The sequence below is a fragment of the Jeotgalicoccus sp. FSL K6-3177 genome (assembly GCF_038050175.1).
GTDB lineage: Bacteria > Bacillota > Bacilli > Staphylococcales > Salinicoccaceae > Jeotgalicoccus > Jeotgalicoccus nanhaiensis.
This window is the reverse complement of sequence record NZ_JBBOSK010000001.1, coordinates 790008-815911: the sequence shown is the minus strand read 5'-3', so window position 1 is coordinate 815911 and position 25904 is coordinate 790008. Positions and strand designations below refer to the sequence as shown.

At 38.8% G+C, this 25904-nt stretch carries 23 protein-coding genes; 5 read left to right on the top strand and 18 right to left on the bottom strand.

The features are described 5' to 3' along the window. Positions 1 to 88: 88 nt before the first annotated feature. The 7 genes from MHH58_RS04115 to purD all read right to left on the bottom strand — a co-directional run bounded on the left by MHH58_RS04115 (position 89) and on the right by purD (position 7719). The gene (locus MHH58_RS04115) at positions 89 to 1387 is read right to left on the bottom strand and encodes an MFS transporter (protein ID WP_135095858.1); all 1299 of its coding nucleotides are present in this window, start codon (positions 1385 to 1387) and stop codon (positions 89 to 91) included. Between the two features lie 81 nt (positions 1388 to 1468). Further along, the gene (ptsP, locus tag MHH58_RS04110; RefSeq protein ID WP_341345115.1) at positions 1469 to 3193 is read right to left on the bottom strand and encodes a phosphoenolpyruvate--protein phosphotransferase; all 1725 of its coding nucleotides are present in this window, start codon (positions 3191 to 3193) and stop codon (positions 1469 to 1471) included. Next, on the bottom strand, positions 3193 to 3459 hold the full coding sequence (locus tag MHH58_RS04105) for a phosphocarrier protein HPr (RefSeq protein WP_115886087.1): 267 nt from the start codon (positions 3457 to 3459) through the stop codon (positions 3193 to 3195). Before MHH58_RS04105 ends, ptsP begins: the two co-directional genes overlap by 1 nt. A gap of 57 nt (positions 3460 to 3516) precedes the next feature. After that, positions 3517 to 3993, bottom strand: a complete 477-nt coding sequence (locus MHH58_RS04100) for a hypothetical protein (RefSeq protein WP_341345114.1) — start codon at positions 3991 to 3993, stop codon at positions 3517 to 3519. A 65-nt stretch (positions 3994 to 4058) separates the two neighbouring features. Beyond that, positions 4059 to 4952 carry a formimidoylglutamase gene (locus MHH58_RS04095; protein ID WP_341345113.1) on the bottom strand — a complete coding sequence of 298 codons (894 nt, stop codon included), beginning with the start codon at positions 4950 to 4952 and terminating at the stop codon, positions 4059 to 4061. Further along, entirely contained in the window at positions 4930 to 6189 is a 1260-nt protein-coding gene (gene auxA, locus MHH58_RS04090; protein WP_341345112.1) for a lipoteichoic acid stability factor AuxA, read from the bottom strand. Before auxA ends, MHH58_RS04095 begins: the two co-directional genes overlap by 23 nt. Before the next feature lie 255 nt (positions 6190 to 6444). Next, complete coding sequence (gene purD / locus MHH58_RS04085; RefSeq protein WP_341345111.1) at positions 6445 to 7719, bottom strand: phosphoribosylamine--glycine ligase; 1275 nt, start codon at positions 7717 to 7719, stop codon at positions 6445 to 6447. 171 nt (positions 7720 to 7890) lie between these two features. Here purD and MHH58_RS04080 point away from each other — a divergent pair, with 171 nt between their 5' ends. Then, the gene (locus tag MHH58_RS04080) at positions 7891 to 8739 is read left to right on the top strand and encodes a bifunctional 5,10-methylenetetrahydrofolate dehydrogenase/5,10-methenyltetrahydrofolate cyclohydrolase (RefSeq protein WP_341345110.1); all 849 of its coding nucleotides are present in this window, start codon (positions 7891 to 7893) and stop codon (positions 8737 to 8739) included. 93 nt (positions 8740 to 8832) lie between these two features. Here the strand turns inward: MHH58_RS04080 and MHH58_RS04075 are convergent, their stop codons facing one another. Further along, positions 8833 to 9795, bottom strand: a complete 963-nt coding sequence (locus MHH58_RS04075) for a calcium/sodium antiporter (protein ID WP_135095870.1) — start codon at positions 9793 to 9795, stop codon at positions 8833 to 8835. Between the two features lie 92 nt (positions 9796 to 9887). Between MHH58_RS04075 and MHH58_RS04070 the strand changes: the two genes are divergently transcribed. Next, positions 9888 to 10616: an immunoglobulin-like domain-containing protein gene (locus MHH58_RS04070; protein WP_341345109.1), complete on the top strand. Its 729-nt coding sequence runs from the start codon at positions 9888 to 9890 to the stop codon at positions 10614 to 10616. A 46-nt stretch (positions 10617 to 10662) separates the two neighbouring features. On the opposite strand, the gene MHH58_RS04065 is transcribed toward MHH58_RS04070, so the two are convergent. The 4 genes from MHH58_RS04065 to MHH58_RS04050 all read right to left on the bottom strand — a co-directional run bounded on the left by MHH58_RS04065 (position 10663) and on the right by MHH58_RS04050 (position 14704). Then, the gene (locus MHH58_RS04065; RefSeq protein WP_341345108.1) at positions 10663 to 11175 is read right to left on the bottom strand and encodes a type 1 glutamine amidotransferase domain-containing protein; all 513 of its coding nucleotides are present in this window, start codon (positions 11173 to 11175) and stop codon (positions 10663 to 10665) included. Between the two features lie 97 nt (positions 11176 to 11272). Continuing rightward, positions 11273 to 11953: a hypothetical protein gene (locus tag MHH58_RS04060; protein ID WP_341345107.1), complete on the bottom strand. Its 681-nt coding sequence runs from the start codon at positions 11951 to 11953 to the stop codon at positions 11273 to 11275. A 99-nt stretch (positions 11954 to 12052) separates the two neighbouring features. Next, positions 12053 to 13831, bottom strand: a complete 1779-nt coding sequence (locus MHH58_RS04055; protein ID WP_135095878.1) for an SLC13 family permease — start codon at positions 13829 to 13831, stop codon at positions 12053 to 12055. 75 nt (positions 13832 to 13906) lie between these two features. Then, entirely contained in the window at positions 13907 to 14704 is a 798-nt protein-coding gene (locus MHH58_RS04050) for a WecB/TagA/CpsF family glycosyltransferase (RefSeq protein ID WP_341345106.1), read from the bottom strand. Between the two features lie 96 nt (positions 14705 to 14800). On the opposite strand from MHH58_RS04050, the gene MHH58_RS04045 reads away from it, so the two are divergent. After that, the gene (locus MHH58_RS04045) at positions 14801 to 15520 is read left to right on the top strand and encodes a glycerophosphodiester phosphodiesterase (RefSeq protein WP_341345105.1); all 720 of its coding nucleotides are present in this window, start codon (positions 14801 to 14803) and stop codon (positions 15518 to 15520) included. 17 nt (positions 15521 to 15537) lie between these two features. Here the strand turns inward: MHH58_RS04045 and tagH are convergent, their stop codons facing one another. From tagH to MHH58_RS04030, 3 genes are read right to left on the bottom strand one after another with little or no spacing between them, the layout of a single operon-like run. Further along, the gene (tagH, locus tag MHH58_RS04040) at positions 15538 to 16899 is read right to left on the bottom strand and encodes a teichoic acids export ABC transporter ATP-binding subunit TagH (RefSeq protein ID WP_341345104.1); all 1362 of its coding nucleotides are present in this window, start codon (positions 16897 to 16899) and stop codon (positions 15538 to 15540) included. Positions 16900 to 16911: 12 nt separating this feature from the next. Next, on the bottom strand, positions 16912 to 17733 hold the full coding sequence (locus MHH58_RS04035) for an ABC transporter permease (RefSeq protein WP_341345103.1): 822 nt from the start codon (positions 17731 to 17733) through the stop codon (positions 16912 to 16914). Positions 17734 to 17770: 37 nt separating this feature from the next. Continuing rightward, positions 17771 to 18964, bottom strand: a complete 1194-nt coding sequence (locus MHH58_RS04030; RefSeq protein ID WP_341345102.1) for a CDP-glycerol glycerophosphotransferase family protein — start codon at positions 18962 to 18964, stop codon at positions 17771 to 17773. A 95-nt stretch (positions 18965 to 19059) separates the two neighbouring features. On the opposite strand from MHH58_RS04030, the gene tagD reads away from it, so the two are divergent. Further along, positions 19060 to 19455 (top strand): glycerol-3-phosphate cytidylyltransferase, encoded by a 396-nt coding sequence (gene tagD / locus MHH58_RS04025; RefSeq protein ID WP_341345101.1) that lies wholly within the window; start codon positions 19060 to 19062, stop codon positions 19453 to 19455. Beyond that, positions 19448 to 20599 carry a CDP-glycerol glycerophosphotransferase family protein gene (locus tag MHH58_RS04020; RefSeq protein WP_341345100.1) on the top strand — a complete coding sequence of 384 codons (1152 nt, stop codon included), beginning with the start codon at positions 19448 to 19450 and terminating at the stop codon, positions 20597 to 20599. The genes tagD and MHH58_RS04020 overlap by 8 nt, the downstream gene beginning before the upstream one ends. Positions 20600 to 20631: 32 nt before the next feature. Here MHH58_RS04020 and MHH58_RS04015 read toward each other — a convergent pair whose 3' ends face one another. The 3 genes from MHH58_RS04015 to MHH58_RS04005 all read right to left on the bottom strand — a co-directional run bounded on the left by MHH58_RS04015 (position 20632) and on the right by MHH58_RS04005 (position 25815). Further along, the gene (locus tag MHH58_RS04015; RefSeq protein ID WP_341345099.1) at positions 20632 to 23235 is read right to left on the bottom strand and encodes a CDP-glycerol glycerophosphotransferase family protein; all 2604 of its coding nucleotides are present in this window, start codon (positions 23233 to 23235) and stop codon (positions 20632 to 20634) included. 148 nt (positions 23236 to 23383) lie between these two features. Further along, positions 23384 to 24334, bottom strand: a complete 951-nt coding sequence (locus MHH58_RS04010; protein WP_341345098.1) for a glycosyltransferase family 4 protein — start codon at positions 24332 to 24334, stop codon at positions 23384 to 23386. A 317-nt stretch (positions 24335 to 24651) separates the two neighbouring features. Beyond that, positions 24652 to 25815 (bottom strand): glycosyltransferase, encoded by a 1164-nt coding sequence (locus MHH58_RS04005; RefSeq protein ID WP_341345097.1) that lies wholly within the window; start codon positions 25813 to 25815, stop codon positions 24652 to 24654. Between the last annotated feature and the right edge of the window lie 89 nt (positions 25816 to 25904).

The window sequence follows — 25904 nt, the reverse complement described above, 5'->3', positions numbered from 1 at the left end:
AACTGTTTTACCGCTTTCTATTAAATACTTAGGTTTAAAATTTAGTGACATATTTGTGAATTAATTAACATACTTTGATTTATAAAATTTAAACTGCGCGATTATGGGGTATTTTTACTCTGCTGTGGAAGTATAAGCCGATAATTACCATCACGAGTAGGCTCGTTATCGCAATACGCGATGCTGCGGTGCCGAAATCGCTCAATACCAGAGTGATTGTACCGTAAATAAACGGTCCGGCGATGGCGCTCATTTTCGCACTGAACGCAAATAAACCGAAGAACTGTCCTTCTTTGCCTTCCGGTGACAGCTCGATAATAATAGTTCTTGAAACTACCCAGACAGATCCCATCGCTATACCGAATAAACTGGCGGCAATCCAAAATGTCCACATCGGAAGCGGCAGTGCCGCAATAATAATAGCAGCAGCAAGAAGCAGTCCAATGATGCTGAATGTAGGTTTGGAGCCATATTTTTGATTGATAAACCCAAAGACCAGAGCTCCCGCAATACTGAATAAGGTTGCGACCATAAAAACGATTAAAAAAGCACTTGCTTCAAAGCCGACGACAGTTGTTGCATACGGCTGCATCATTGCGATTGCTGTTGCAAGAGCATCATTAATAAAAAAGTAAGCAATCATAAAAAAGAAAATCGAAGGATATTTTTTGGCCTCTTTAAAAGTATAATAAATATCTTTATATCCTTTTAAAAATGGCTGCTTCATTTTTATCTTCTGCACAGGGTCTTTATTAATGAAGAATAAGGGTAGTGCAAAAAGCAGAAATAAAATACCGCTCAGCCAGAAGGCATTATGAATACTGCTGTCTCCAACGATAATTAAAACGGAGAATATACCGAATAAAGTGCCTAAATATCCGAGAGCCACCCCGAATCCGGAAATCAGCGGCACTTCTTTTTTACTGCCGAGCGATGACAGCATGCCGTCGTAAAATACATTACCTGAACTGTAAGTAAATTTAGCAAATACAAACAGTAGTATCGTTAAAAACAAACCGTTCGGAATACCGAATACAGTGCCGGTATTCATACCGCCGAAAAGCCCCATGAGTACAGACGCTCCGACTGTCAGCAGTGTAAATATAATAATATATTTTTTACGTTTCCCTGATCTGTCCATCAATACTCCGAATAAAGGAGAAAATAAAATAAGAAACAGAGCGCTGGCAGCATTGGCATAGGCAATTACTGTTGATGATATTTGCTCAAGCCGCGCATCTGTTCCGATTATTTCGGTTATATACTGAGGGAAAAACAAGGTAACTATATTGGCAGAGAAAATCGTATTGGCAAAATCGAATAAGGCCCATGCAAGGATAGGCAGTGATAAAAATAAGACGGCCGGTCTGCGGCTTTGTCGCTGCATATATTAACTTCCCTTCACTTTTTGTAAAAAAAGACATGTAGAATCCTTCTACATGTCCAGTGTACTATACAATATTTAAGATTAAGTTAAGTTTAAATGTTCTTCAATTAAATACAGAACGTCTTCTGCACTGTCGCACGACAGTACACTTTCACTCAGCTGTTCCATATCAGTTTTTTTAATTTCAGAAATATATTCACGGATTCCGAGAATTTTTTTCGGGCTGACTGACAGTTCATCAATACCGAATCCTGTCAGGAGCGCGATAGATTTATGATCGCATGCCATTTCACCGCATATGCCCACCCATTTATTATTATTCCGGCCGCTGTCGATGACTTTTTTAATTAGTCCGAGCACGCTCGGATGATAAGTCTGATATAAATCACTCACTTGTTCATTCAAACGGTCTGCAGCCATCGTATACTGAATTAAATCATTTGATCCGATGCTGAAAAAGTCAACATGCTTCGCAAGCTGATCACTGATCATTGCAGCAGAAGGTGTTTCCACCATAATACCTGCTGCAATTTCATTCAGCTCTTTGCCGATTTCAGCTTCATATTTTTCTTTTTCTTCTATCAGCAGCGCTTTTGCTCTATTAAACTCGTCGATTGTAGTGACCATCGGAAACATTACTTTCAAATTCCCATGTTCGCTTGCACGTACGAGGGCGCGCAGCTGTGTTTTAAAAATTTCTTCATTTTTTAACAGAAAACGGATGGACCGTTCACCTAAGAATGGATTGCTTTCTTTAGGCAGATTTAAATAAGACAATTCTTTATCTCCGCCAATATCAAGTGTCCGAATAATTACCGGCTTATCATCCATATCCGAAAGTACAGCCTTATACGCTTCGAACTGCTCTTCTTCAGACGGCAGATTCATTCTGTTCATATAAAGAAATTCCGTACGGTAAAGACCGATGCCCTCTGCATCGTTGCTGCTGACATCGTTAAGATCTTCCGGTCCTTTAATATTCGCATACAAGCTGATATTAATACCATCGAGCGTTTTTGTTTCTTTACCGATAAAATCTTTTAATTTTTCTTCCCGTTCTTCCTGTGCTTTCAGCTTTTCACTGTATGCCGCCATTTCGACTTCTGTCGGCGAAAGTACAATATCTCCGGTGAAACCGTCGATAATAATATCATCTCCGTGAGTCACTTTGGATAAAATATCCGCTACACCCGAAATCGCCGGAATATTCAAGCTGCGGGCAATAATAGCCGAGTGGCTGGTCATTCCGCCTGTTGCTGTAATAATTCCTTTAATATACTTACTGTCTAATTGTGCTGAAGCAGATGGTGTTAATTCATCTGCAACGACTACTACAGGTTCGTCCACGTGCGTTAAATCTGTCAGCTGCACACCTTGTATATTTGCTACTAAACGCATACAAATATCTCTAACATCCAGTGCCCGTGCTTTCATATACTCCGAATCGAGTGATTCGAATTTCGTAATATACACTTCACCGGCCAGCTGAATCGCTTTTTCAGCATTGTTAAAGTTATTGATGCTGTTAATAATCTGCTCATTAAAACCCGGGTCATCCAGCATCATAATATGCGCATCGAAAATTGCGGCGCTGTCCTCATCGAGGTGTTCACCGACATTTTCCCGAAGTTTGCGCAGCTGGATATGAGCTTCCTGAATACTTTCCTTGTATGCTGATATTTCTTCTTCAATCTGACCAGCATCGATTTCTCTGCCCGAGGCTTCGATATCTGCTCTTTTTGAAATAAATATGCTTCCAAAGCCGATTCCTTCACTCAATTTTAAACCTGTAATAATTTCTGGCATTATTCAGTCAGTCCTTCGCTAGATAAAGTTTCGGAAATTGCTTCAATTGCTTCTTCCTCGTCTTTGCCGTCCGCGTAAATGGTTACTTCTGCGCCTTTGCCTACTCCTAATGACATTACACCCATAATTGATTTTAAGTTAACTTTTTTACTGTTATACTCGAGTTCGATATCCGACTCGAATTTTGTTGCTGTCTGCACCAGGATTGTTGCCGGGCGTGCATGAATACCCGTTTCGTCTATAATTAGAAATGACTTTGTTTCCATTATGTTTTCTCCTTTAAGTGTGGATTTCTCAATGATTACACTTATTTTACACCACTTTTAGGATTCATGCACAGAACTGTCTATATTTTTAGATTTTAAATACTCTACGCATTTATCAATGTGGTCATAGCCAAGTTTCTTCATCAGAAAATAACTGATTAGCGCTGTCGATCCTTGGGTTACCAGGGGAACTACTCCAAAGCTCCCTTCTGCTTTTTTGTTTTTCTTGCCTATCTTATTCACTGCGTAACCGATAGTTTTCCGTGCGACAAATTCTCCGCCGGCACTGGAAATCATTACGGCAGCTCTCGTTTTCATATCGTCGGTATATTTTGATACTTCATCATGCGTGATACCGAATATCTCTTCAATGTCGTCTGTAATCTCATTCATTAATTTCATATCTGTTCCGATATCGAGAAGCGGTATCGGCAGAGCCGCCGCTAAAGCAGATTTCCCTGCTTTTGATTTAACCAGCTCATGGGCTTCTTTCTCCCGCTCTTCAATTTGTGTATTTGTTAGTGGTCCGGTCATAGTTAAATACTCCTTTATTTATAAAGTTATACTATATGCTATACCCGTTTTTTAATTTTTTGAACTTAAAATGATGCTCTGACTGATAAAAACTTGTGGATAATGCTTGCAGCCATAGCACTTGTCTGATCGTTAATATCGAGCGGCGGCGATACTTCCGACACATCAAAACTTTTAAGGTTTGGAAGAGTTGCGAATCTGCTTATCAGTCTATGAATTTCCAAAGGAGTATAACCGTTCGGACTCGGCGCACTCACGCCCGGAGCTGCCGCCTGCTGGATTGAATCCATACATAAGGTCATCAGCACAGCGTCGTATTTTTTCAGCTGTTCTGCTACTTTATCACTGGCGTCGGTTTCCCTTACTTCATCAATTGTATAATACTCGACGCCGAATTTATCAGCTGTATCGTACAAGGTTTTTGTATTGCCCTGCGGCTGCAGACCGAGACAGTAGTAATCCGCTTCATGATCTTCAGATAAAATCTGATGGAACATTGTCCCCGATGACGGCCTTTCGTCACGGAGATCCAGATGAGCATCAAAGTTTAAGATTGCAATCTTACCCCTGAACGCTTGTCTTGCACCTAAATAATGTCCATAAAATGTTTCATGTCCTCCCCCGATAATAATCGGAAAACTGTCATTTTTATAAATCTCATACACAGCATCACCGAGACTCTGCTGTGACTGCTCCAAATTTTCTGTACCGATAATTGTCCCGAAATCGTATAAATCATTCATGAATGCATAGGAGCTCATTTTTTCACGGACTTTAAACGGTCCTTCTGCTGCACCGACCGTGCCTTTATTGCGGTTTACACCTTCATCTGAACTGAAGCCTGCAAGGACCGGTACGCCGGATTCTCCATTATAGTCTTTAATAAGCTGATGGATTCTTTCCGGAACAGCTGCGTCATCTGTCCGGCCGTTATAGTTATATTTTTCTATCCGGTTCATTTTTATCTTCCCCTTTAAATTCCTTAAATATGCTGATGAGTAAAAGCGGTGTCAGAAGCAATACAAGTAATACATTGAACGGTAAAATAAACAGTGACAGCTCAACATCTTTAAAAAGTGTGATGTAAAGACTGACGGTAACATTCAGCCAAAGGATGAAAATGACAATCATCTGTCTGTGATAATATTTTTTTCTTAACAGATTCATAATCGTAAATACTAAATATAAAATTGCGAGCACCAGGGTAATAAATAAATTAACCCATTCGTAAATTGTCTGCATTTGGTTCAGTCTGAAATAGCCTTCAACGAATACGCCGTTGCGGTTATTAAATTCTAAAAAGACGAATATCAGCACTATAATCCCAAAGAGTATTTCTAAATAGTTGACTTTAAACCAGGAAGGCAGATCCGTTTCAAAGAATTCTTTCAGCTTATCCAGAATCTTGTTGCGGAAATCATACAGCTTCTGTGAAAAGCCTAAATATTTGTCAGGAGCAAAGTTTTTTTTGCTGCTTTTCTTTTTATTCAAACGCGACAATTTTTCAGGTTGCCCATCCCCCGGCTTTTTCAGCAGGTTGTTCGCTTTCAGCAGGAAAACTCCAACCCACAGTGCCATGAACGATGATATCCAGACAAGTGCAAAAAACAAGTTAATCGACAGCACATCTGTCGGCGATATTGTTGACTCTATATTTGAATAAACTGCATTCTGTGTAAAGAAATATGCAATTCCGTAAAACAGCAGAATAATCATATAATGTTCTTTGCGGTGGTCGGGATTTAAATATTCATTAAATACACTGAACAGTAAATGTATAATAAAAGCAACTAGAAACAGCAGCGCAAACAAACCGTAAACCTGCGTCATTAATATGGTTGTCACGACGAACAGCACCAGCGATAAACCGATAAAGAAAAAGGTCAGCGGCACGTCGTATTTTGTCGTTGTGTTAATCCATGAGCCAACTTTAAACATAAACAAACCAAATAAAATAATCAGTATGCCAGCAATAATCGGAAATCCTCCAATCATCATGGACAGCATATTCGATACCTCGACGAAAAAGGCATTAATTAAATCAAAAATTGTTTCGATTGTATCTTCTTCGACAGGTACTTCTTCATTTTTAATCTGACCGGTGTTAAACAAAATAAAAAGACCTAATACTATAAAAAATACACCGAGTATAAAACTTATAATGACTTCACTGCGATTTCTGAACTTACTTATCATCTTGTCACCTCAATCGTATTTATTATATAAAATCCAAGTATAAAAATCATTCTCCAGCATAGTGATGTTTAAATTTAATTTTTCCGGTTATATAGCTTATAACAGATAATAATTATAATATTGATATCAGCTAAAAAATTTCGAACAATATACTTAGATTTTTACGCACATAATCACGCATGATAAGGAATAATTATATCATTTAATTGTTCTATACTCATGCAAAAGAGGTCAGCTTCCAGCCGACCTCTTTTTTTATTTTGATATTAGTGCGCGGTGACCGATATCAGTCCTGTAAAAAATTTCTTTTTTATCAAATTGTATCTTTTCGACACTCGCGTAAGCAGCTTTCAGAGCTTCTTCAATTGTGCTGCCGGTTCCGGTAACGAGCATAACCCGTCCGCCGGAAGAAATGTAGTCGCCCTCTTCAGTCTGGGCCAAGCCGCTGATAAAACTCCGGTCCATTATTTCATCGGTGAATGCAATTCCGATTCCCCGTTTGTATTCATAAGGGTAACCTTCTGTTGCGAGCATTACTCCGACTGTATAACCGTCTTTCCAATTGATTGTGAAAGGTTTTTTTTGCTGCACTTTTTCCAGAATGCATGCAAAATCACTGTCTATCATAGAAAGCAGCACCTGCGCTTCCGGATCGCCGAATCTCGCATTGTATTCAAGTACTTTAACACCGTCATCAGTAAGCATAGCACCGAGATACAGTACTCCAAAATAGCTGAGACCTTCTTTCACCATTGCTGCCGCTGTAGGTTTTATTATTTTTTCGATTGCTTCCTGCCTGACCGTTTCGCTGATGTGGGTAACAGGCGCATAAGCGCCCATACCGCCGGTATTAGGTCCTTCGCCTTTGCCAAAGGCGCTCTTATGATCCTGAGCAATGATTTCAAATGTGTGTGTATAATCCTCATTAACCATAACCATTAAAGAGAATTCCTCACCTTGTAAATATTCTTCAATCAGCAGCGGTTCCATCACATCATCTTCATCTGAGAGTACCGCAAGTTCCGCCAGCGCTTTTAAGCCGTCTTCCTGGTTCTCTATAATAACAACGCCTTTGCCTTCTGACAAACCGTCTTTTTTTATAACATAGGGCGGTACTGCCGCTTCTATATATTTTTCTGCTTCATTATAACTTTTAAATACTTTGAAATCCGCGGTAGGAATATTATATTTTTTAAGCAGATTTTTTGTAAAAGATTTACTTGTTTCCATACGGGCTTCTTTTTTACGCGGTCCGAAAACAGTCAGTCCGTATTCATCAATTAAAAAATCTGCCAGCCCGAGTGATAGTGGCCCGGCATCCCCTATGACGACCCAATCCACTTGTTTTTCAATACAAATTCCCGCAATCGCATCAAAGTCATCTTCATTGACGCGGTACATTACTTCACATATTTCCCGCATACCTGCATTTCCCGGTATTGCGTAAATATTATTAACACTTTTTGAATTTGCCAACATCTTGACAATGGCATGCTCTCTGCCGCCTTTGCCAATCACTGCAACGTTCATAATTATTCCCCTTTCATAATGTCACACTTATGTAATATGAACTTAACATTAGTATAACTTAAATAGGTAAACACTACTAATTTCTTGGGACGGATATCATATTATATCTATAGCTTTTTCTTATGATTTTCGAGATAATGAAATAGACAAACTTTTAGGGAGGAATTTTTAATGACTGCAGAATTATTAAACGGCCGGGAAATCGCTAAAGATTACCGTGCTGGATTACAAAGCGAAGTTGAAAAATTAAAATCACAGGGGATTGTACCAAACCTTACAGTAGTAATTGTAGGCAACGACGGCGCTTCTTTAAGCTATGTACGTTCTAAAAACAAAGCTGCTGAAAAAATCGGAATGGAATCTTCTATCGTGCGTCTCGATGAAGATACTTCAGAAGAAGATGTACTCGCTGAAGTTGAAAGACTGAATAACGATGATAAAGTAAACGGTATTCTTGTACAGGTTCCGCTGCCTGCTCAGGTAGACGAAAATAAAGTGCTGGAAGCAATTGCTCCGCATAAAGATGTCGACGGTTTCAGTCCGATTAATATCGGCCGCCTTTATACCGGCCAGCGCACTTTCGTACCTTGTACACCGCTTGGTATTATGGAGCTGTTAAAGCACACAGGTTCGCTTGAAGGTAAAACTGTAGCTGTTGTCGGACGTTCTCATATTGTAGGACAGCCGGTCGCTAAATTATTAACTAACGAAAATGCGACAGTAACACTGATGCACTCACGCACTAAAGATATGGTTTCCAATCTTAAAAACTACGATGTTGTCGTAAGTGCAGTTGGTAAACCGGGGCTGATCAAAGGTTCCGACTTAAAAGAAGGCGCAATCGTAATCGACGTAGGTAATACGGTAGTCGATGAGAAACTAGTCGGAGATGTTGATTTCGACAGTGCTAAAGAAGTAGCAAGCTACATTACTCCTGTACCTGGCGGAGTCGGTCCATTAACAATCACAATGGTATTGAATAACACGCTGCTGGCTGCTAAATGGCACAACGAAAAATAATATTTATAAGCAAATCCGTATATTTTACCCCTGGGAGTAAAATATACGGATTTTCTAATTTACCAAACTTTCTTCCCTGCAGCTCTCACGATTTTATCCTCTTAAAATAATGTAAACGAGATAAACTAAATATAAAGCAGCAAGCACTCCGCCTCCAAGGCGTGACAGCCTGCCTTTCCATAAAGCCAGAATCAGCAGAATAACAGATATGGCAATGAGTATCCATGCGTCTGCAAACAGCGAATCACTGACACTTAATGGACTGATTACCGCGGATATGCCGAGTACAAATAATATATTAAAAATATTACTGCCTATGAGATTGCCAAGGGCCATCCCAGCCTCGCCTTTTCTGGCAGCAGAAATAGATGTCGTCAGCTCCGGCAGCGATGTACCGATTGCCACTATCGTCAGTCCGACAAGTGCCTGGCTCATACCGAGAGAAAGTGCAATCGTTGACGCACTGTCAACGACCAGGTTACCGCCGAATATAATACCTGCGAGCCCGATTACAAAAAGGGCGATATTTTTAAACCAGCTTGAATCATTTCCCGATTTTTTTGCTTCATCATCTAAAGTTGCTTCTTTAGTCCGGCGGGCTTTTACAAATATATAATATAAAAATAAAACAATACCCACTAAAAGCAGCACACCGTCAAATCGTCCGATTTCGCTGGATTCAGCGGACAGCAAAAAGCGGTCTGACATAAAAATAATCAGCAGCACCGCTGCAGCCAGTGAAAATGGAATTTCACGTGTTTGTGTTTCCCGTTCGATAATCATTGGAGAAATCAGCGCTGTCACTCCGAGCATCAGAGAGATGTTGATGATATTGCTTCCCAGAACATTCCCGATGACCATATCACCGTTGTCTTCCAGGGCCGCAATAATACTGACGACTGCTTCCGGAGCACTCGTGCCGAGAGAAACAATTGTCAGACCCACAATGAGCGGGGACACATGTAATTTCCCCGCTATTGCCGACGCACCGTCAACAAAATATCCCGCCCCTTTAATCAGTAATACGAAGCCTGCTATTAATAATATGTAAGTCAAATCTCTTCTCTCCCTATCCGAACTATTCTTGGTCGTTCTGTCTGCAATATGCTAAAATTAAAAAAAGTACTGTAAATTCAGAGGTGTAATAAATGAATGTAAATACGCTAGTAAAATTTATGATTGGTGCACTGCCGATTGCTCCGGTTATCAGTGATTTTATAGATACAAATGTCGAAGAAACTGAGAACAATACAGATCAGGCTTACGAAAACTATGATGGCCCCACAATGGAAGATGAGATTCTCGCCCATTCCGGCAGTATACCTGCAATAAAAGGTGTCGGCAATATTAACGTTCAAACTGGCGATACTTTTGACCCTCTGAGCGGTGTATACGCAGTTGACAGCGAGGACGGAAATATTACCAGCAGTATAAACGTGACAAACAACTCCGTAAATACTGAAAGTCCCGGTACATATAGTGTAACTTACCGCGTAGAAAATTCACGCGGCGGCTATTATGAGCATGTCCGCCAGGTTACAGTTTCCGCTTCTGAGAGTGACTCTGTACCGCAGATTCCTCCGACTGAAGAACAGCTTGGTAAATCCTCTTCAGACAAGAGCTCAGATTCTTCTTCCGGTATTGGAAATTCTGTATCTTTCAGCGGCACTGAAGACTTAACTATAAACACCGGCGAATCATTTAATCCAAAAGACGGTGTTCGGGTTCTCGACGTCGATGGCACAGATATCAGCAATCAGCTGTATATTTCAGGAGAAGTTGATAATGAAACTCCCGGTGAATATACTATAGCTTATGCTGTATTCGACAGTTTCGGCGATCCTTCTGCAGTCGCACGTACGGTCACAGTAGAATAATAATTAAATAACAGGCTGCAGCGGAATTCCGCTGCAGCCTTTACTTTTAACCTAATTGTCTTTTAATTTCAGCGTTAAACTGATCTAAATCATCAGGTGTCCGGCTCGTAGCAAGATTGCCGCAAACCGCAAGCGGGCTGTCTTCCCAATTCGCTCCCGCATTAATCAAATCATTTTTAACATTTTTAACACTTGTAATTTTTCTGTCTTTTAATAAATCAGTATCTACCAGAAGCTGAGGCCCATGGCAAATTGCAAATACCGGTTTGTCTTCTTCCAGGAAATGTTTGGCGAACTTGCCAAATCGGTCTTCCTTGTCACCCCGTAAACCATCAGGTGAAAATCCGCCTGGAATTAACAGCGCATCATAATCAGACGGCGTTGCTTCTCCGATAGACTTATCCGCTTCAAATTTTCCGCCTTTTTTACCTTCTACAGTTGAACCGTCCGGAGAAATGAGCACCGTTTCATGCCCTGCTTCCTCAATAACTTCTTTAGGGCTAGTATATTCGATATCTTCGACTAAATCCGTCATGATAACAGCTACTTTTTTGGCCATAAATTAATTCCTCCTGTAAATATGATTCTACTCATTAATCTTCCCGCTTCACTGCATCTTAAACATAAAAAAAACACTGATAATCAGTGTTTTTTAATTATTTAACTGTGATCAGCTTTTCATTTTTAAGCACGAGTTCCGCATTAACTTCTTTAGCTTCATTTAAGTAGCGGTTGCTGTTTGCAATATGAATATCCATCAGGGCCTGATGAGACTCTTCGCCGCTGCCGAGCATCGATTTAAATTCGATGACAGCGAGTGACCGGTTCGATATCGCAAGGAGCAGATCGTCCTTTATCTCCTGAACACGGAGGCGCTCATTTTCAGGCAAATTATCAGGAATTGAAAGATTCTGGACTTCTTCCTGAAGACCCACATAGCTTTCATTTAAATTCGTAATTTCATCAGCTGCATATTCCACTTCCAGCTCATCAAACTGATACGCATTATAAAGCGGAATAAAGTTATCATCCCATATATTAAATATGTCGTCATGAGTTTCGTTAATTTGCCGGAGAAGTAATTCAAACTCTGCGCTGTCTGACTGTTTAGAATCATTTATATTGTTTTTCAGTAAATTTTCAGTATCGTATCTGCTGTTATCAGCTGTACTGTTCGATGAATTATTTGCAGTATCTCCCGATGCCGTTATAACCAAGTTACTTGCAGTGAAATGTGTTTTAGCAACTGGCGATAAATCTTCCGCTTTAGAAAATTTATCGTTTTGATTACATCCGAATAGAAATAATACAAATATTGATAATAATATTTGTCTCAAGTTAGGACCTCACATACAATGACTTTTCATTTCGTTCATTAAGTATTGTAACACAGTTGTAATCTCGTTGAAATATAATATTCCATTTCCTCAAGTCAGCTAATACCAGACAAAGTAAATAATAAAACATGCGATAAACATCGTTATCAGAGCAAGCGGTGCACCGACCTTTATATAATCACTAAATTTGTAACCGCCGGGTCCGTAAACAATTAAGTTAGTCTGATAGCCGATCGGCGTCATAAAACTTGCTGATGCGGCAATTGCTACAGTAATTATCAAACCCATATATTCAATATTCATCGCATCTGCAACTTCAAGTGCTATCGGAAACATCAGTACTGCTGCTGCGCTGTTTGTAATGACTTCAGTAAAACAATTCGTGACGAGATAAACAATGAAAAGCACACCGAGTATCCCGAACGGCGTTGCAAGTGCTGTCAGCCCGCCTGCTATATATTGTGCTAATCCCGATTCCGTCATTGCAGCACCGACGGCAAAGGCGCTCGAAATCAGCAGGATAACATCAAATTGTACAAATTTCTTCACTTCATTCGGTGAAATAAATTTAAAACCAATCAGGAGCACAACAAGAATCATCATAGCTTCAAGCATTGTGAACCAGCCCAAGGTCACTACAAGAATCATAGAAACCAGAGCGATTAAGCTGACCCAGCCTTTTCTCATATCCTGATTGAGATTTTCAGGCGGAGCAACATCATTTACCACGTAAAAATCTCCGGAATATTTGTGCATATTAATAAAATTATTATCCGCAAGGAGGAGCAGTGTATCCCCTGTTTTTAAAACGATATCCCCCACCCTGCTTTTAATACGCTGATTATTTCGGTGAATCGCAATAACACCGGCGTCGTAGCGCGTTTTAAAGTTCGCCTCTTTAAGCGTTTTATTTAACAGCGATGAGTTATGCGAGACAACTGTTTCAATCAGATGACTGTCTTTATTAACGACATCATCAAGCGTAAGTTCTGTACCTGTTTTAATAGTGACACCTTTAAATTTTTGGATTTTCCCTATAGTATTCAGAGAACCGGAAAAAATGATATGGTCGCCGGCAAGCACTTTAGTCTCGCCTGTGACAGGATAGACTCTGCTGTTATTTCTTATAATTTCAATCACATAGATTCCATCCAGAACATCCCGGCCGAGCTTGGTAACAGTCTCTCCTTCGTGTTCAAATTTATCTTCTATTATGGCTTCTGCAAGAAATTCTTTTGTTTCCTGGCTAATCTGCTCCTTAGCTCCAAGATGTTCCGGCAGCAGTTTATAGCCTAATGTCAGCAAGTAAATTAAGCCCGCTGCGGTAATCGGCACACCTACTGCAGCTAAAGTAAAGAATGAGAAACCCTCGAGCCCCGCACCAACCAGCAGTCCGTGTACAACCAGAGTCGTCGACGTCCCTATCATGGTAATCGTTCCGCCTAAAATCGTCATATAAGATAAAGGAATCAGGAATTTAGATGGACTGTAGCCGTTATCGACAGCCCAATCTCTAATTATCGGTGTTAAGGCAACGACTATCGGAGTATTATTAAGAAAACCCGAAGAGAGACCGACCGGCAGCATTACTTTAATCATACTCTTTTTCACATTGGCAGCTTTGCCGAGCAGCCTGTAAACGACAAGTTCTATTATGCCGTGTTTTTGAATTGCACCGGCCACGATAAACAAGAGCAGTACAGTCAGCATCCCTTCGTTTGAAAAGCCGCTTAAAGCCTGCTCGCTGCTAATCACGCCGGTAATCAGAAAAATAACCAGAACTAAAAATATTAAGAAATCCGCACGGATTACTTCAAATGATAAGCCTATTAACATTAATACAATGACAAGTCCGACAAATATCATTTCTCCGGTCATTTGATCTCCCCCGCTTCATGATGTGTTGAAACTTAAAAATATCTTACCATAAAAGAGAGGCCGGACATAAATACTTTAGCGTATGCCGTCCCTGTTTGATCTCGGCTTGGACTTTGAGAATCCAAGCCACTTCATAATTGTTTTAATTACCGGGACGTGCAGCAGCATGAACTCCAGTACTTTTAAATCCCGTCTCATTCTGTGAGGTTCTTTAATTAAGCGGTAAAGCCATTCCAGCTGCAGCTTAATCCATATAGCCGGAGCCCGTTTGAGCTGTCCGCTCAGCACATCGAAACTGCCGCCGACACCGATAAATATACCTTTATCGAATTTCTCCAAATAATGGTGTATCCAGCCTTCCTGCCGCTTCGCGCCAAGCGCAACAAAGATAATATCAGGTTTCGTTCCAGCAATGTAATCAGCAATATCGTCATCATATCTATTAAAATAGCCATTCTTCCTGCCCGCTATAATCAGGCCGGGATAATCTTTTTTAACAATTTCAGCCACTTTAATATTCACTTCTTCACTGGCACCTAAAAAGAATACGCGTTTTTTATTAATATCTGCATATTTCAGCAGATCGTACATCAGGTCAACACCAGTTACCCGTTCTTTTAGCGGATTGCCGATTAATTTCGATGCATTGACTACACCGATTCCGTCAGCAAGCACGTAGTCAGCACTTTTAACTATCGTTTTAAAGTCCGGATCATCCCGGGTTGCAATAACAACTTCCGGGTTTGCAGTGACGATAAAACATTTTTTCTGCTGTTCAATAGACGGATAGACGATATGTTTTAAAAATGAGTATCTGGATATATTGATAAAATCGATATCCATCAATTTAACAGTATTATATTTTACTGTCACAGTGACCCTTCCTTTCTTATGTCATCTTAATAATTTCTTTACTTTGGAATGTTACACTACAAGTATTAAAGTTTAATTAAAATTGGAGTGAATTTTATGGTTATTGTGTTTGCCCACCGCGGTGCTGAGTCCATCGCCCCGGAAAACACGGAAGCCGCATTTAGAACAGCAGTCGAACACGGTGCACGTGCAATCGAACTGGATGTTCAGCTGACGAAAGACGAAGTGCCGGTCGTCGTGCATGACTATAAGCTGAAGCGCTATAATAAGGATGCGAAACTCGCTGTTAACCAGTATACTTTTGACGAGCTTCAGGCTATAGATGTCGGTAAATATTTTAATGCTGAATTCGCCGGTGCCAAAATTCCGTCTTTACAAAAAATCCTTCAGTCTATGCCTGAAGATATTCTCCTTAATATTGAAGTTAAAAATTCTCCTGTCCCCCATGCCGGGATAGAAAAACAGGTCGCAGACCTTGCGAATCAATATTATAATCTCGAAAATATTATCGTTTCATCATTTGACCATACAGCTCTTCTGCGGATTGCCGAATGCAATCCGGATATTAAGCTTGGTTTTTTGATGCATTACCCGATGATTAATGCCGGAAAATATGTAAACATGACCGGTCTTAATGCTGTCAGTGTGCATCCTAATAAAAAAATTACCGATGCCGCTTTTATTGAAGAATGCCACAAGTACAATTTAAAAGTGTACCCGTATACTGTAAAAACCCAAAAAGAAGCCGACAGACTGATAGAAATCGGCGCCGATGGATTTTTTACATCGCTGGAAACGTTATATGAAATAAATTAAGAGGTGCAGAGCACCTCTTAAACATCTTCATTATCATTAAGTTCTTCAGTATCCCTCACAACATTGTTGCTGTGTATCCATACCGGTTTATTTTCTCCTTCAATAACGCCTCTATACCAGATATTGTTGCCAACCAGAATGGTTTCGTCTGCATTAAAGGACAGGCCGCCATGATTTTCCAGTGATTCATGAATATACTGACGTTTTCCGCCCCACGGTTCACTTGATGCATAACCGCGCCCTTTTAAATAAAATGTTTTTTTGTCATTGTCCACCAATGTATGCACATGCGAAGATGTTTCAATTCCTCTGATCCAGCCTATAACACCTTCTTCACCACTTGGTTTTGTACTCAGCAGGTAATAGTTCTCAAACTGGTATGTCGCTTCTCTTTTAACGTAATATACTTTGTTCTTCAAATGCTGGGCATCTGTTTTACCTTCTTCTTCATTCGGAGAGCTGTATATATATGTCGTATATGCTTTTAAATGCGCCAGTCTGCTGACCGGACGGAGTGAATAAGTGTGAGATGTCTCGAGTTCTTCATCATCATCCAGGACCATCAAATCCCCAAGCTTTTTATATTTGTTTTCAGCCGGGTCTTTCGACATTATCTTCGCCCTGTATGAGTCTCTTTCATCCTTCTGCATATTCTGCCATTTCAAAAGAAATGCTTCGTACAGCGGCAGTACATCTTTCACTTCGCCAAACGCTTTAACACGGCCGAATTCAAGCCACAGAATTTTATCGCAGAAGGTTTTCATCTGCCCGATGGAGTGGCTGACGAAAATCATCGTCTTCCCCTGGTCTTTAAATTCGAGCATTTTCTTCAGGCTTTTGTCTGCAAAAGCTCTGTCGCCGACCGACAGTGCTTCATCAATAATTAAAATATCTGGGTCGACTTTAACGCTGATAGCAAAGCCGAGCCTTGACTTCATCCCGCTCGAGTAGGACTTCACCGGCTGATCGATAAAGTTTTCAAGTTCTGCAAATTCAATGATTTCGGGCTCTAGTTCTTTGATTTCATCTTTGGAAAAACCGAGCATTAAACATTTTAGTTCAATATTATCGCGGCCTGTTAAATCATCATTCAGGCCTGCTGCGACTGCGATAAGCGCAGGCTGTCCGTTAACCTGGACTTCGCCGCTCGTTTCAGGAACGATGCCTGCAATAATATTCGACAGCGTTGATTTACCTGAGCCGTTAATACCGATAAATCCGACTACATCGCCTTTATCCGCTTCAAAGTTTACACCGTTCAGCGCAAAAAAATCATCTCCGTGCCCTTTCGGACTGATCAGATCAAGCATGCGCTCTTTTTGATTTTCGTACAGTTTATATTTTTTCACGACATTTTTAGTAATAATAGCTTTTGTCATTTTCAAACCCCATTATAAGTAATCGATAAAATTACGTCTGAATTTAATGTGCAGCACCGAGCCGATAAACAGCATCACGAGCATGAGGCCCCAGAAATATAAAGAATATTTCCATTCGGTAACGAGAAACCATTCTGTACCGAAAAATGCAGCGCGGTATCCTTCAATTAAATATACCAGCGGATTTAATTGCATAATTACTACGAGCTTCGGGAAGTCCGAGAGCATCGACAGCGGCCACAGCACACCCGATAAATACAGCAGCATGCGGAGCAGTGAATTAAGTACCAGATGCACATCGCGGATCAGTGTTGACAGCGTCGATGTAATCAGCGCAAATGAATATACCAGCACGTAGGTTGCAAAAATAAAATAAGGAATTTGTATAAAGTACACGCTGACGTAATAACCCGCAAACTGAAACACAATAAAAGCAATGGTAAGCATGATTAAATGCGTATAAAACTTGGAAAATATCGGAATATTAGGTATTACACTTAAAGGAAAATTCATTTTTGACAACATCTTAAGCCGCGTATATATCGATTTGGATGCTTCTATACTGGCCTGATAAAAGAAAGTCCAAACGACAAATCCTATAAACAGCCAGAAGAAGAAAGGCACTTCCATGCCGTCTATTTCAATCGGCGCTCGTGAGCGCAGCGTGCCAAATACAAACCAGTAGATAAGAATACTGATGAGCGGTGTCAGAACTTCCCAGACTATTCCGAGATAGTTATTCTGATTCTTACTTTTTATATCGTATATCGACAAACGCCTTACCAAATAAAAATGGGCTATCTGTTCCTGTAAAACTTTCCACATGGATTTCATAAGTTACTCACAACCTCAAATTTTCATCAATGATGAATTATACAATTTTACTTCCTAAATAACAAATAACTTCATCGGCCACCCGTTGTGATGCTTTGCCATCTTCAAGTGCACCGAATCTGCTGCGGAATTCTTCAGTATTATATATTTCGTTAAAGTTTTCAGTTTCCATCTTTTTAATTGCCTGCAGAAGTTCATCTGTCGTAGTGACAAGCGGACCGGGCGCTTTTCTTTCAAAGTCAAAATAAAATCCCCGGAGCTTGTCGCGGTAATTCTCAATATCATAAACATAAAAAATCATCGGACGTTCCAGGTTCGCATAATCGAAAAATACCGATGAGTAATCTGTAATCAGCATATCCGAAACAACATACAAATCTCTGATTTCTTCGTAATTTGAATAATCATAAATAAAGTCTTCATATCCACTTATATCGAGGTTCTCGCTTACCAGATAATGCAGTCTTAATATAATAATGTATTCATCAGACAAACTTTCATACATCTGTTTCATATCGAATTCAAGGTTGAATTTATATCTTCCTTTCGCGTGGTATGAATCATCGCGCCAAGTCGGAGCATACAAAATTATTTTTTTATCTTCCGGCAGATTCAAATCTTTTTTCAGATTATTAATGGCTTCCTCATCGCTGTTCGTAAAAAGAAAATCATTTCTCGGGTAACCTGTTTCCAGCATTTCCCCGTCAAATTGAAATGCTCTTTTAAATATTTCACTCGAATACTCATTCGGCGAAATTAGAAAATCCCATTTTGCCGATTCCCGGGTAAAGTTTTTTTTATAATTCTCAGTATCAGTACCGGGCATATGTACTTCATCCATATCTACAGCAAGCTTTTTCAAAGGTGTCCCGTGCCAGGTCTGTAAATACGTCGTGCCTTTCGGCTTTGGAATCCAGAGAGGCATTCTGCTGTTTGAAATCCACAATGCTGCCTTATTCATATAAATCATCCAGCTGAACGAGAATCTTTTAATATAAGGCACATCATGGCGTTCAAACACTTCAGTGTACCGCTTGTCCACACTCCATAAAAACCTGTATTCTGGATAATGAATCGACATGTATTCATATAATGCCCGGGGATTGTCACTGAATTGTTTTCCGAGAAAGCTTTCGAAAATAATCAGCGAATGATCTTTGTTAAAAGATTTTCCGCATAACCAGAATAATATTTTATATAATTTTAAGGCCAGTCTTTTAATTTGTTTCATATCCACCACACCTGCAAAGTTTTCTTAATTATCTTATGCTATAATTCATAATACTACAAAACACTATAATAATGCTTTAACGGAGGCAAATTAACATGAAAAAAGTAATCACTTACGGTACATTCGATCTGTTGCATACGGGTCATATAAATATATTGAGACGCGCCAAGGCGCTCGGAGATTATTTAATCGTTGCAGTATCAACCGATGAATTCAATATGCTCAAACATAAAGAGGCTTATCATTCATTCGAAGAAAGAAAACAAATACTGGAAGCTATCAGATATGTCGATGAAGTTATCGGTGAAGATACATGGGACCAGAAGAGCCGTGACGTACAAAAATATAATATCGATACTTTTGTTATGGGCAGCGACTGGGAAGGCGAATTTGATTTTCTGAAAGAATATTGCGAAGTTGTCTATCTGCCGAGAACAAGCGGCATATCAACTACAAAAATTAAAGATGAGCTGAAAAACAATAATGGCTAAAGAAGCGGTCATCCAATTTTTTCTGCTTCTATTCGGGATTGTTTTTAAATTATTTAATCTGCTGCCTCTCCGAGATAAAACGGTGATGCTTGCGTCCTTCGGTGACAATATCGAATATGTCATCGGGGAAGTTAAAAATCAGACCTCATCGGAAATTTTTATCTTAAAGGAATCCCGCTGCAAAAAAAAATTTGAGGCTGTCAGCCAAAAAAACATTACAGATTTTACTCCCGGGAGTCTCTTTTCTTTTATCCGGGGAATATATCATCTGGCAACAGCCCGGTATGTTTTTGTCGATAACTATCACGTCGTGCTCGCTGCTTGTAATTTCCGCCCGTCAGTAAAATGCACGCAAGTCTGGCATGCTAACGGAGCTGTAAAGTATTTCGGATTCAGAGACAAAACAATTAAAAACCGGCCGGACAGCGCGCACAAACGTTTTAAAAAAGTATACAGCCGCTTTCACCATATAACGGTAAGTTCTGATGAAATGGCGTATATTTTCAAAGAAGCGTTCGGTGCTGATGACAGCCGGATACTCAAAACCGGTGTGCCGAGAACCGATTTCTTTTACAATATGGATAAAATTGAGGCCGAAGCCGAAAAAATCCGCAGTGCCCTGCCTATACTTAAAGACAAAAAAGCGCTGCTCTATGCTCCTACATTCCGTGATAATCAGTTTGATACAGATAAAATCCAACTGGATATCGATCTGATGAGAAAAAAGCTTGACGGAGAATATCATCTTTTGTTAAAACTTCATCCGGCAGTAAAGCTTTCAGGTTTTAATAATAGCGAATTCGTAACGGATGTTTCCGGAAAATACGAGATAAATTCACTGCTCGCAGCTGCGGATGTGCTCATTACAGATTATTCCTCGATACCTTTTGAATTTTCAATTTTAAACAAGCCGATGATATTTTTTCCATACGACTTAAAGGAATATGAAGAATCCCGCGGTATCTGGTTCAACTATGAAACCTATATGCCGGGACCGGTTGCTTATCAAACTGCAGATATTATTACAGCCCTCGAGGAAAACGATTTTGACTTAGAGAAAATCGCAAGTTTTAACAAGCAGTGGAACAAATACTCCAGTGGCCAGGCGAGCGAAAAATTGATAGAATATATATACAGTATGTAAAAGCAGCCGTCCGGACTTCCGGACGGCTGCTTTTAATAATTTATTCTTTCTTTTATTTTTTCTTTTACGCTGTTATATATCCGTTCTGAATTATGATGATCCTGATATTTAAATATACCTGAAATATCAGGCTGTTCCGATTTAAAGTTGAGCTTAATCTGACTTTCAATCAAATCGATTAAATCATCTTCAGTCCGTGCAATATCTCCGATGAATGTTTGGAATAACGGCCGGAGTTTTCCCTGTCTGAAAAACTTTCTGACATCAAAATGATAGTAGATGACCGGCTTATTCATCAGGGTAAAGTCAAAGCTGACACTGGAATAATCCGTAATTAACAGCGAGTGGTCAATCAGGAGCTCCTGTACTGTTCTCGTGCCGAGCTGGATAAATTTAATATTGCTGCTCGGATTCAATATTTCATCGTTAAAATACATCTGCGCTCTGTAATGCGGGTAAAAGTTCAGCTGCACATCATTATCTTCCAGTATTTTAATCAGACGCTCGTTATGAATCAGTCCGTTATAATTATGGAAGTACTGGCTCGTGAGAAACGCTTCATCTGTATTTATCCAGTCCCGCCATGTCGGCATAAGCAGGATGTCTTTAGTTTTATTACCCCGGGGAAGCGAGTCGAAGCGTGCGAGTCCGGTGACCGCAACGTCTTCCTCGTCATAACCGAGCTTTCTCATGACAACATCATATTTTTCAGGATCACTGCTGACGATAAATAAGTCGAAAGGCAGATCATAATACTTTTTATGATACTCTACTCTTTTACGGCCGAGTACACCATGCTGCAGAAATACTCTTACTGTATCCTCATAGTTGAAAAAGCCTCTCGCAGGTTTGTAAGGCAGCAAATTTTCAAGGTCGTGCGTGCCGAGCAGAACACCTGCTTTAAGTGCAACTTCAAAATGTTTATCTGAACCGAAAGGCAGTACATGCGGATCCGATTTTATCTTTTCATAATCGAGAGCACTGCTTTCAATTGCATAATAAGCATTGACATCGGTATTTTCTTTTAAATACTTATAGAAAGCGTAGCCGTTGTCCTGGGCAGTATCGTAACGTTCTCCGACCAGCCATGTATTATAATCTTTCTCCGCAGCATTATCAGGAATTGCTATTTCAGTCGGGATAGTAAACGTTTCTATTTTCAGATTATCAAACGGAGTCGTCGTGATTAAATGATAATGGACATTCCCTTCACCGCTTTTTTCCGAATGGCTGCCGTAATAATTATCTTTTTTATAGTCGGAAAATTTATATTTTATTTTTTCTTTCCGTACTGTTTCCCCTTCTTCGCTGATCATTGCAATAAACACGTCTATTATAGTTTTATCTTTGCTCTTAATTGATTTTAAATCCAGCTTGGTTAAATCAATGTTAAAATCTTCGTCAATCGGTAAATGGACAGCCTCTTTACTGTAGCGGTCTTCAAAAATCATATAAGTACTGCAGCCAGAAAAATTTTCGCGCCCTTTTATAAAGCCTTCGAGATTAAAACCTTCAATTAGGGTCACCTGTCTCCGAATGCGGGGCCGGGTTACTTTAAAACCGAGCGCGGTGTCTTTTCTTTTATAGAACCACATCTTAATATTTTCGTGCTGGTAGTTAATAGCGAGACGTTCGCCGAAACCTAATTCTTTCAGGTAACTCACATTTGGCTGAAGTGTAAGCGGTTCGTCACCAATAGTAATCAGTTTAAACTTCTTACGTGAAAAACTGTCGACCAGGGTACCCAATGGAATTTCCACTTCAAACTCGCCCGGAAGGCTGTTTTTTACCTCGAACACTGTTTCTTCCTCTGAAACAGTATCTGATACAACAAAATTTTTAATTTCGATATTTTCACTGTAGGCCATTCTCATCATTACATTGTCTTCGATGACTTCTGCTTTGACAGCGGTCATCTCAATTTCATGATTTTCAATATAGGCATATAATTCACGACTTTCGTTTAAAAACTTCAGATTATGCTCCTGAGTGATTAAATTCATTTCATTGATGCTCAGTTTCACCGGTGTCATTTCGAAACCTTTAACAACATAAACTGCCGCTCTGCCCATCGTTATATTCTTGAAATCATTAGTCTTTAGTACTGTACCAGTCCTTGTACTATCAAGCGCGATGATTTTATTAGGATATAACAATGCCAAACCGTATCCGTTTAAATTAAAAATATCATAGAAAGAAAATTTTAAACATTCATATGAAGTTTGGATTTCATCAGCACACATATATGTTTCATTGAATGTATATTCTGAAAATAAACGTTCCAGTTGCAGTACTCCATTTGCTGAAATATTATAATAATTTCCATCTTTTACGAAAGAAGTTTTTTCCTGTATATTTTCTTGTTGTTCGATAATCATATGCTTTTCTTCAACTGTGATATTAATTGAAGAATTACTTTCTAGTTGTGATAATATGTCAGGTGTTAACTTGATAGATAGAATATTTTTTTCCAAAGCAAAATCAAGGACTTCAGTATGTTCACTGCTTATTAAGATTACGTTTATTTTTTCTTTTAAGTTGATATGATAAAACCTTTTCAAAATTAAATTTATAGAGAAGTAAGTTTCATATTCTGTCACATCACGTAAATATACTTTACGAGTTAAAATTCTCATACTACGAGGGATCATTTTAATTAGTTTATTCCTTATTTCATTCATTTTTAATACCCCTAAGAATTATAAATATGTTTCTTTTATAATATACTAATTTTAAATCAAAATCGATTGTTATAATATAAAAAGAGCTTAAGCAATTCGAGCATTACTTAAACTCTTCTTTAATTAGAAAATTTTCCAATTTCTCTATATTATTTTCCCATAAAAAATGGGAGTCAAGTAAGTTTCTCGAGTTATTCCGCATATTACTCTCTAGCATTTTATCCTCTTTAATTCTTTTAATTGCCTCTGTGAGATCTTCAGCCGTAGCTTTCTCTTTAGCGTAGCCTACATCATATGAGTTAATTAAATCACTTGTATAGCCCCCGAGATTTGTGACAACGGGAACTCCTGAAGCAATACCATCAATCACTTTGCCTGGCAGGACATTTAAAAAGATTTCGCTGTCTTTTAATATAGACAGCTGAATATTAGAATTTCTTATTTCAATTAAACATTCTTCTCTGGTTTTTTCTTCTTCGAAAGTTACATACTTAAAGTCCTTATATTCAATATACGATTGGAATAAGTGAGCATTCATTCCATAGCCTATTATTTTAAAATTAATTTTATTTTCTTCAAGTTTATGAGCCATTTCCTGCAGTTTTTCATAACTTTGAGCAAAGCCTATATTCCCTGTGTAAATCACTCTGAAATCATCAGGTGCTTGTTCAAATTCCACTTCGCTTTCAGTAAAAGCATTAGGTAAAAACAAGACGGATTTATTTTTTGTCATTTTCTTTATATAATTTCTAAATCCCTCGTTGTTAATGACGATTTTATCCGACTGCTTGTACAGCATCTTTTCCATGAATTTCAGCACAGGATAAAATAAATTTATGTTCATCTTTTCTACATCTCGTACACTATCCGGCCAAAGATCACGCACTTCTAAAATTCTTTTAACATCTTTGTCTCTCTTTTGAAAGAAAGCGGCCCAGGGGATAAAAATATTAGGTGTTGTGACGTAAATTGTATCGTACAGGTGCTGGTATTTCTTAACATATACCCGTACTTTATAGGCAAGTTCAAAATAATACATTAAACGGAAAGCCATAGATTTACTCTGCTTGTCCGTTCTCATTTTGAGTCGCATTATATCTTTTGAATGATTTATTTGTTCATTGCTCCAGTATTTGTCCTCATCATACATCTTTGCATTAGGATACGACGGAGGTGTGGTTAGTACCTCGACATCGTGACTTTTGGATAATTGAATATACAAATTCTTTAATCTATTTGCCCCGGAACCTATTTCCGGATAAAAATTTTGTGTGATCAGTAATATTTTCATAAGTCACCTTAACTTACTTTCTTATATAGTACAATTTAAAATACTTATTAATTATATCAAAGTTGCCATGGCAATGAAAATTAAAATTCTGTATATAATTCTTTCAATACTTTTTTTTCATTTTCCCAATTATACTTATATTTTGCTGACTCAGTATTCTTCCTTAAACTTAGTCTCAGCTGGTCATCATTAAGCAGCTTGTTTAACACACTTGTCAATTCTTCAGTATTACCTTCTTCGACCGTTAAGCCGACGTTTTCATTCTCAATAACCTGTTTTATTTCCGGCAGTTTTGAGCCTATTACCGGTACATGTGCCATAATATATTCGAACAGCTTATTAGATGACGCCGAATAATGATTGAAATTGGTGTTTTCTAAAAATTGAATGCCTATGTCTGCGGCTTTTGTATACTTCCTTAAATCCCTATAAGGAACACGCTCTATAAAAATAACTTTATTTTCGAGTCCGAGTTCCTCATGGTAAGCAAGTAAGTTTTGTCTTTCTTTACCATCGCCAATCATAAACAGAACTGCATTTTCTACATTTGAAAAAGCCTCCAGCAATTTAAACAGCCCTCTGCCTTCCTGCATACCACCCTGATACAGTACAATTTTTGTATTCCTAGAAATATTATATGTTTCTCTCAAAGGAAAAGCGGTAACTTCTTCAATATTATACAGTTCAGAGTAGTTATGAATAGGCGTCGGACGTTTGCTATATAAATCATTATGGTAATCTGCCCGTGTATCATTCTCTACAATCACTTTATCAACAAATTTAAGCAGAAACTTTTCTAATCTGTATATTTTTTCAAAGCTGTAATGGGTTCGGCTTGTCTGTACTTCATGAGAGTCATATATTAATTTCTTTCTTTTCAAACGAATTTTTGCGCTCACTATTCCCTGAATTAAGGTATTTAAGTCATGCGCATGGTACACATCTGTATTATATTTCCGGCCAAGCATTATCATTTTAAACATTAACAGCATATTTGGTATATGCTTGGTAATAACAGACGATTTAATCTTGTCTGTTATCTTTTCAGGAAATTCTAATTTTAAAGGCCTGTTAACAAATATACCTTCCCTGATTTTCTCACTGGAAGGAAGATGCATTTCAGAGAGTTCTTTCTTAGCAATTATCGTTACTGTATAATCCAAATCAGCTAATGCAGAAGCCTCTCTCAGTACCCTGGCATCATTCACAAAATTATTCCACACGAACATCGTTACCTTTTTCATTTGCAACCCTCTGTATTTTAATATATTGTTTTAAATTATGTCTTATTAACATTATAATAGAAGTTAATGCATTTTAAAATCTAAACTAG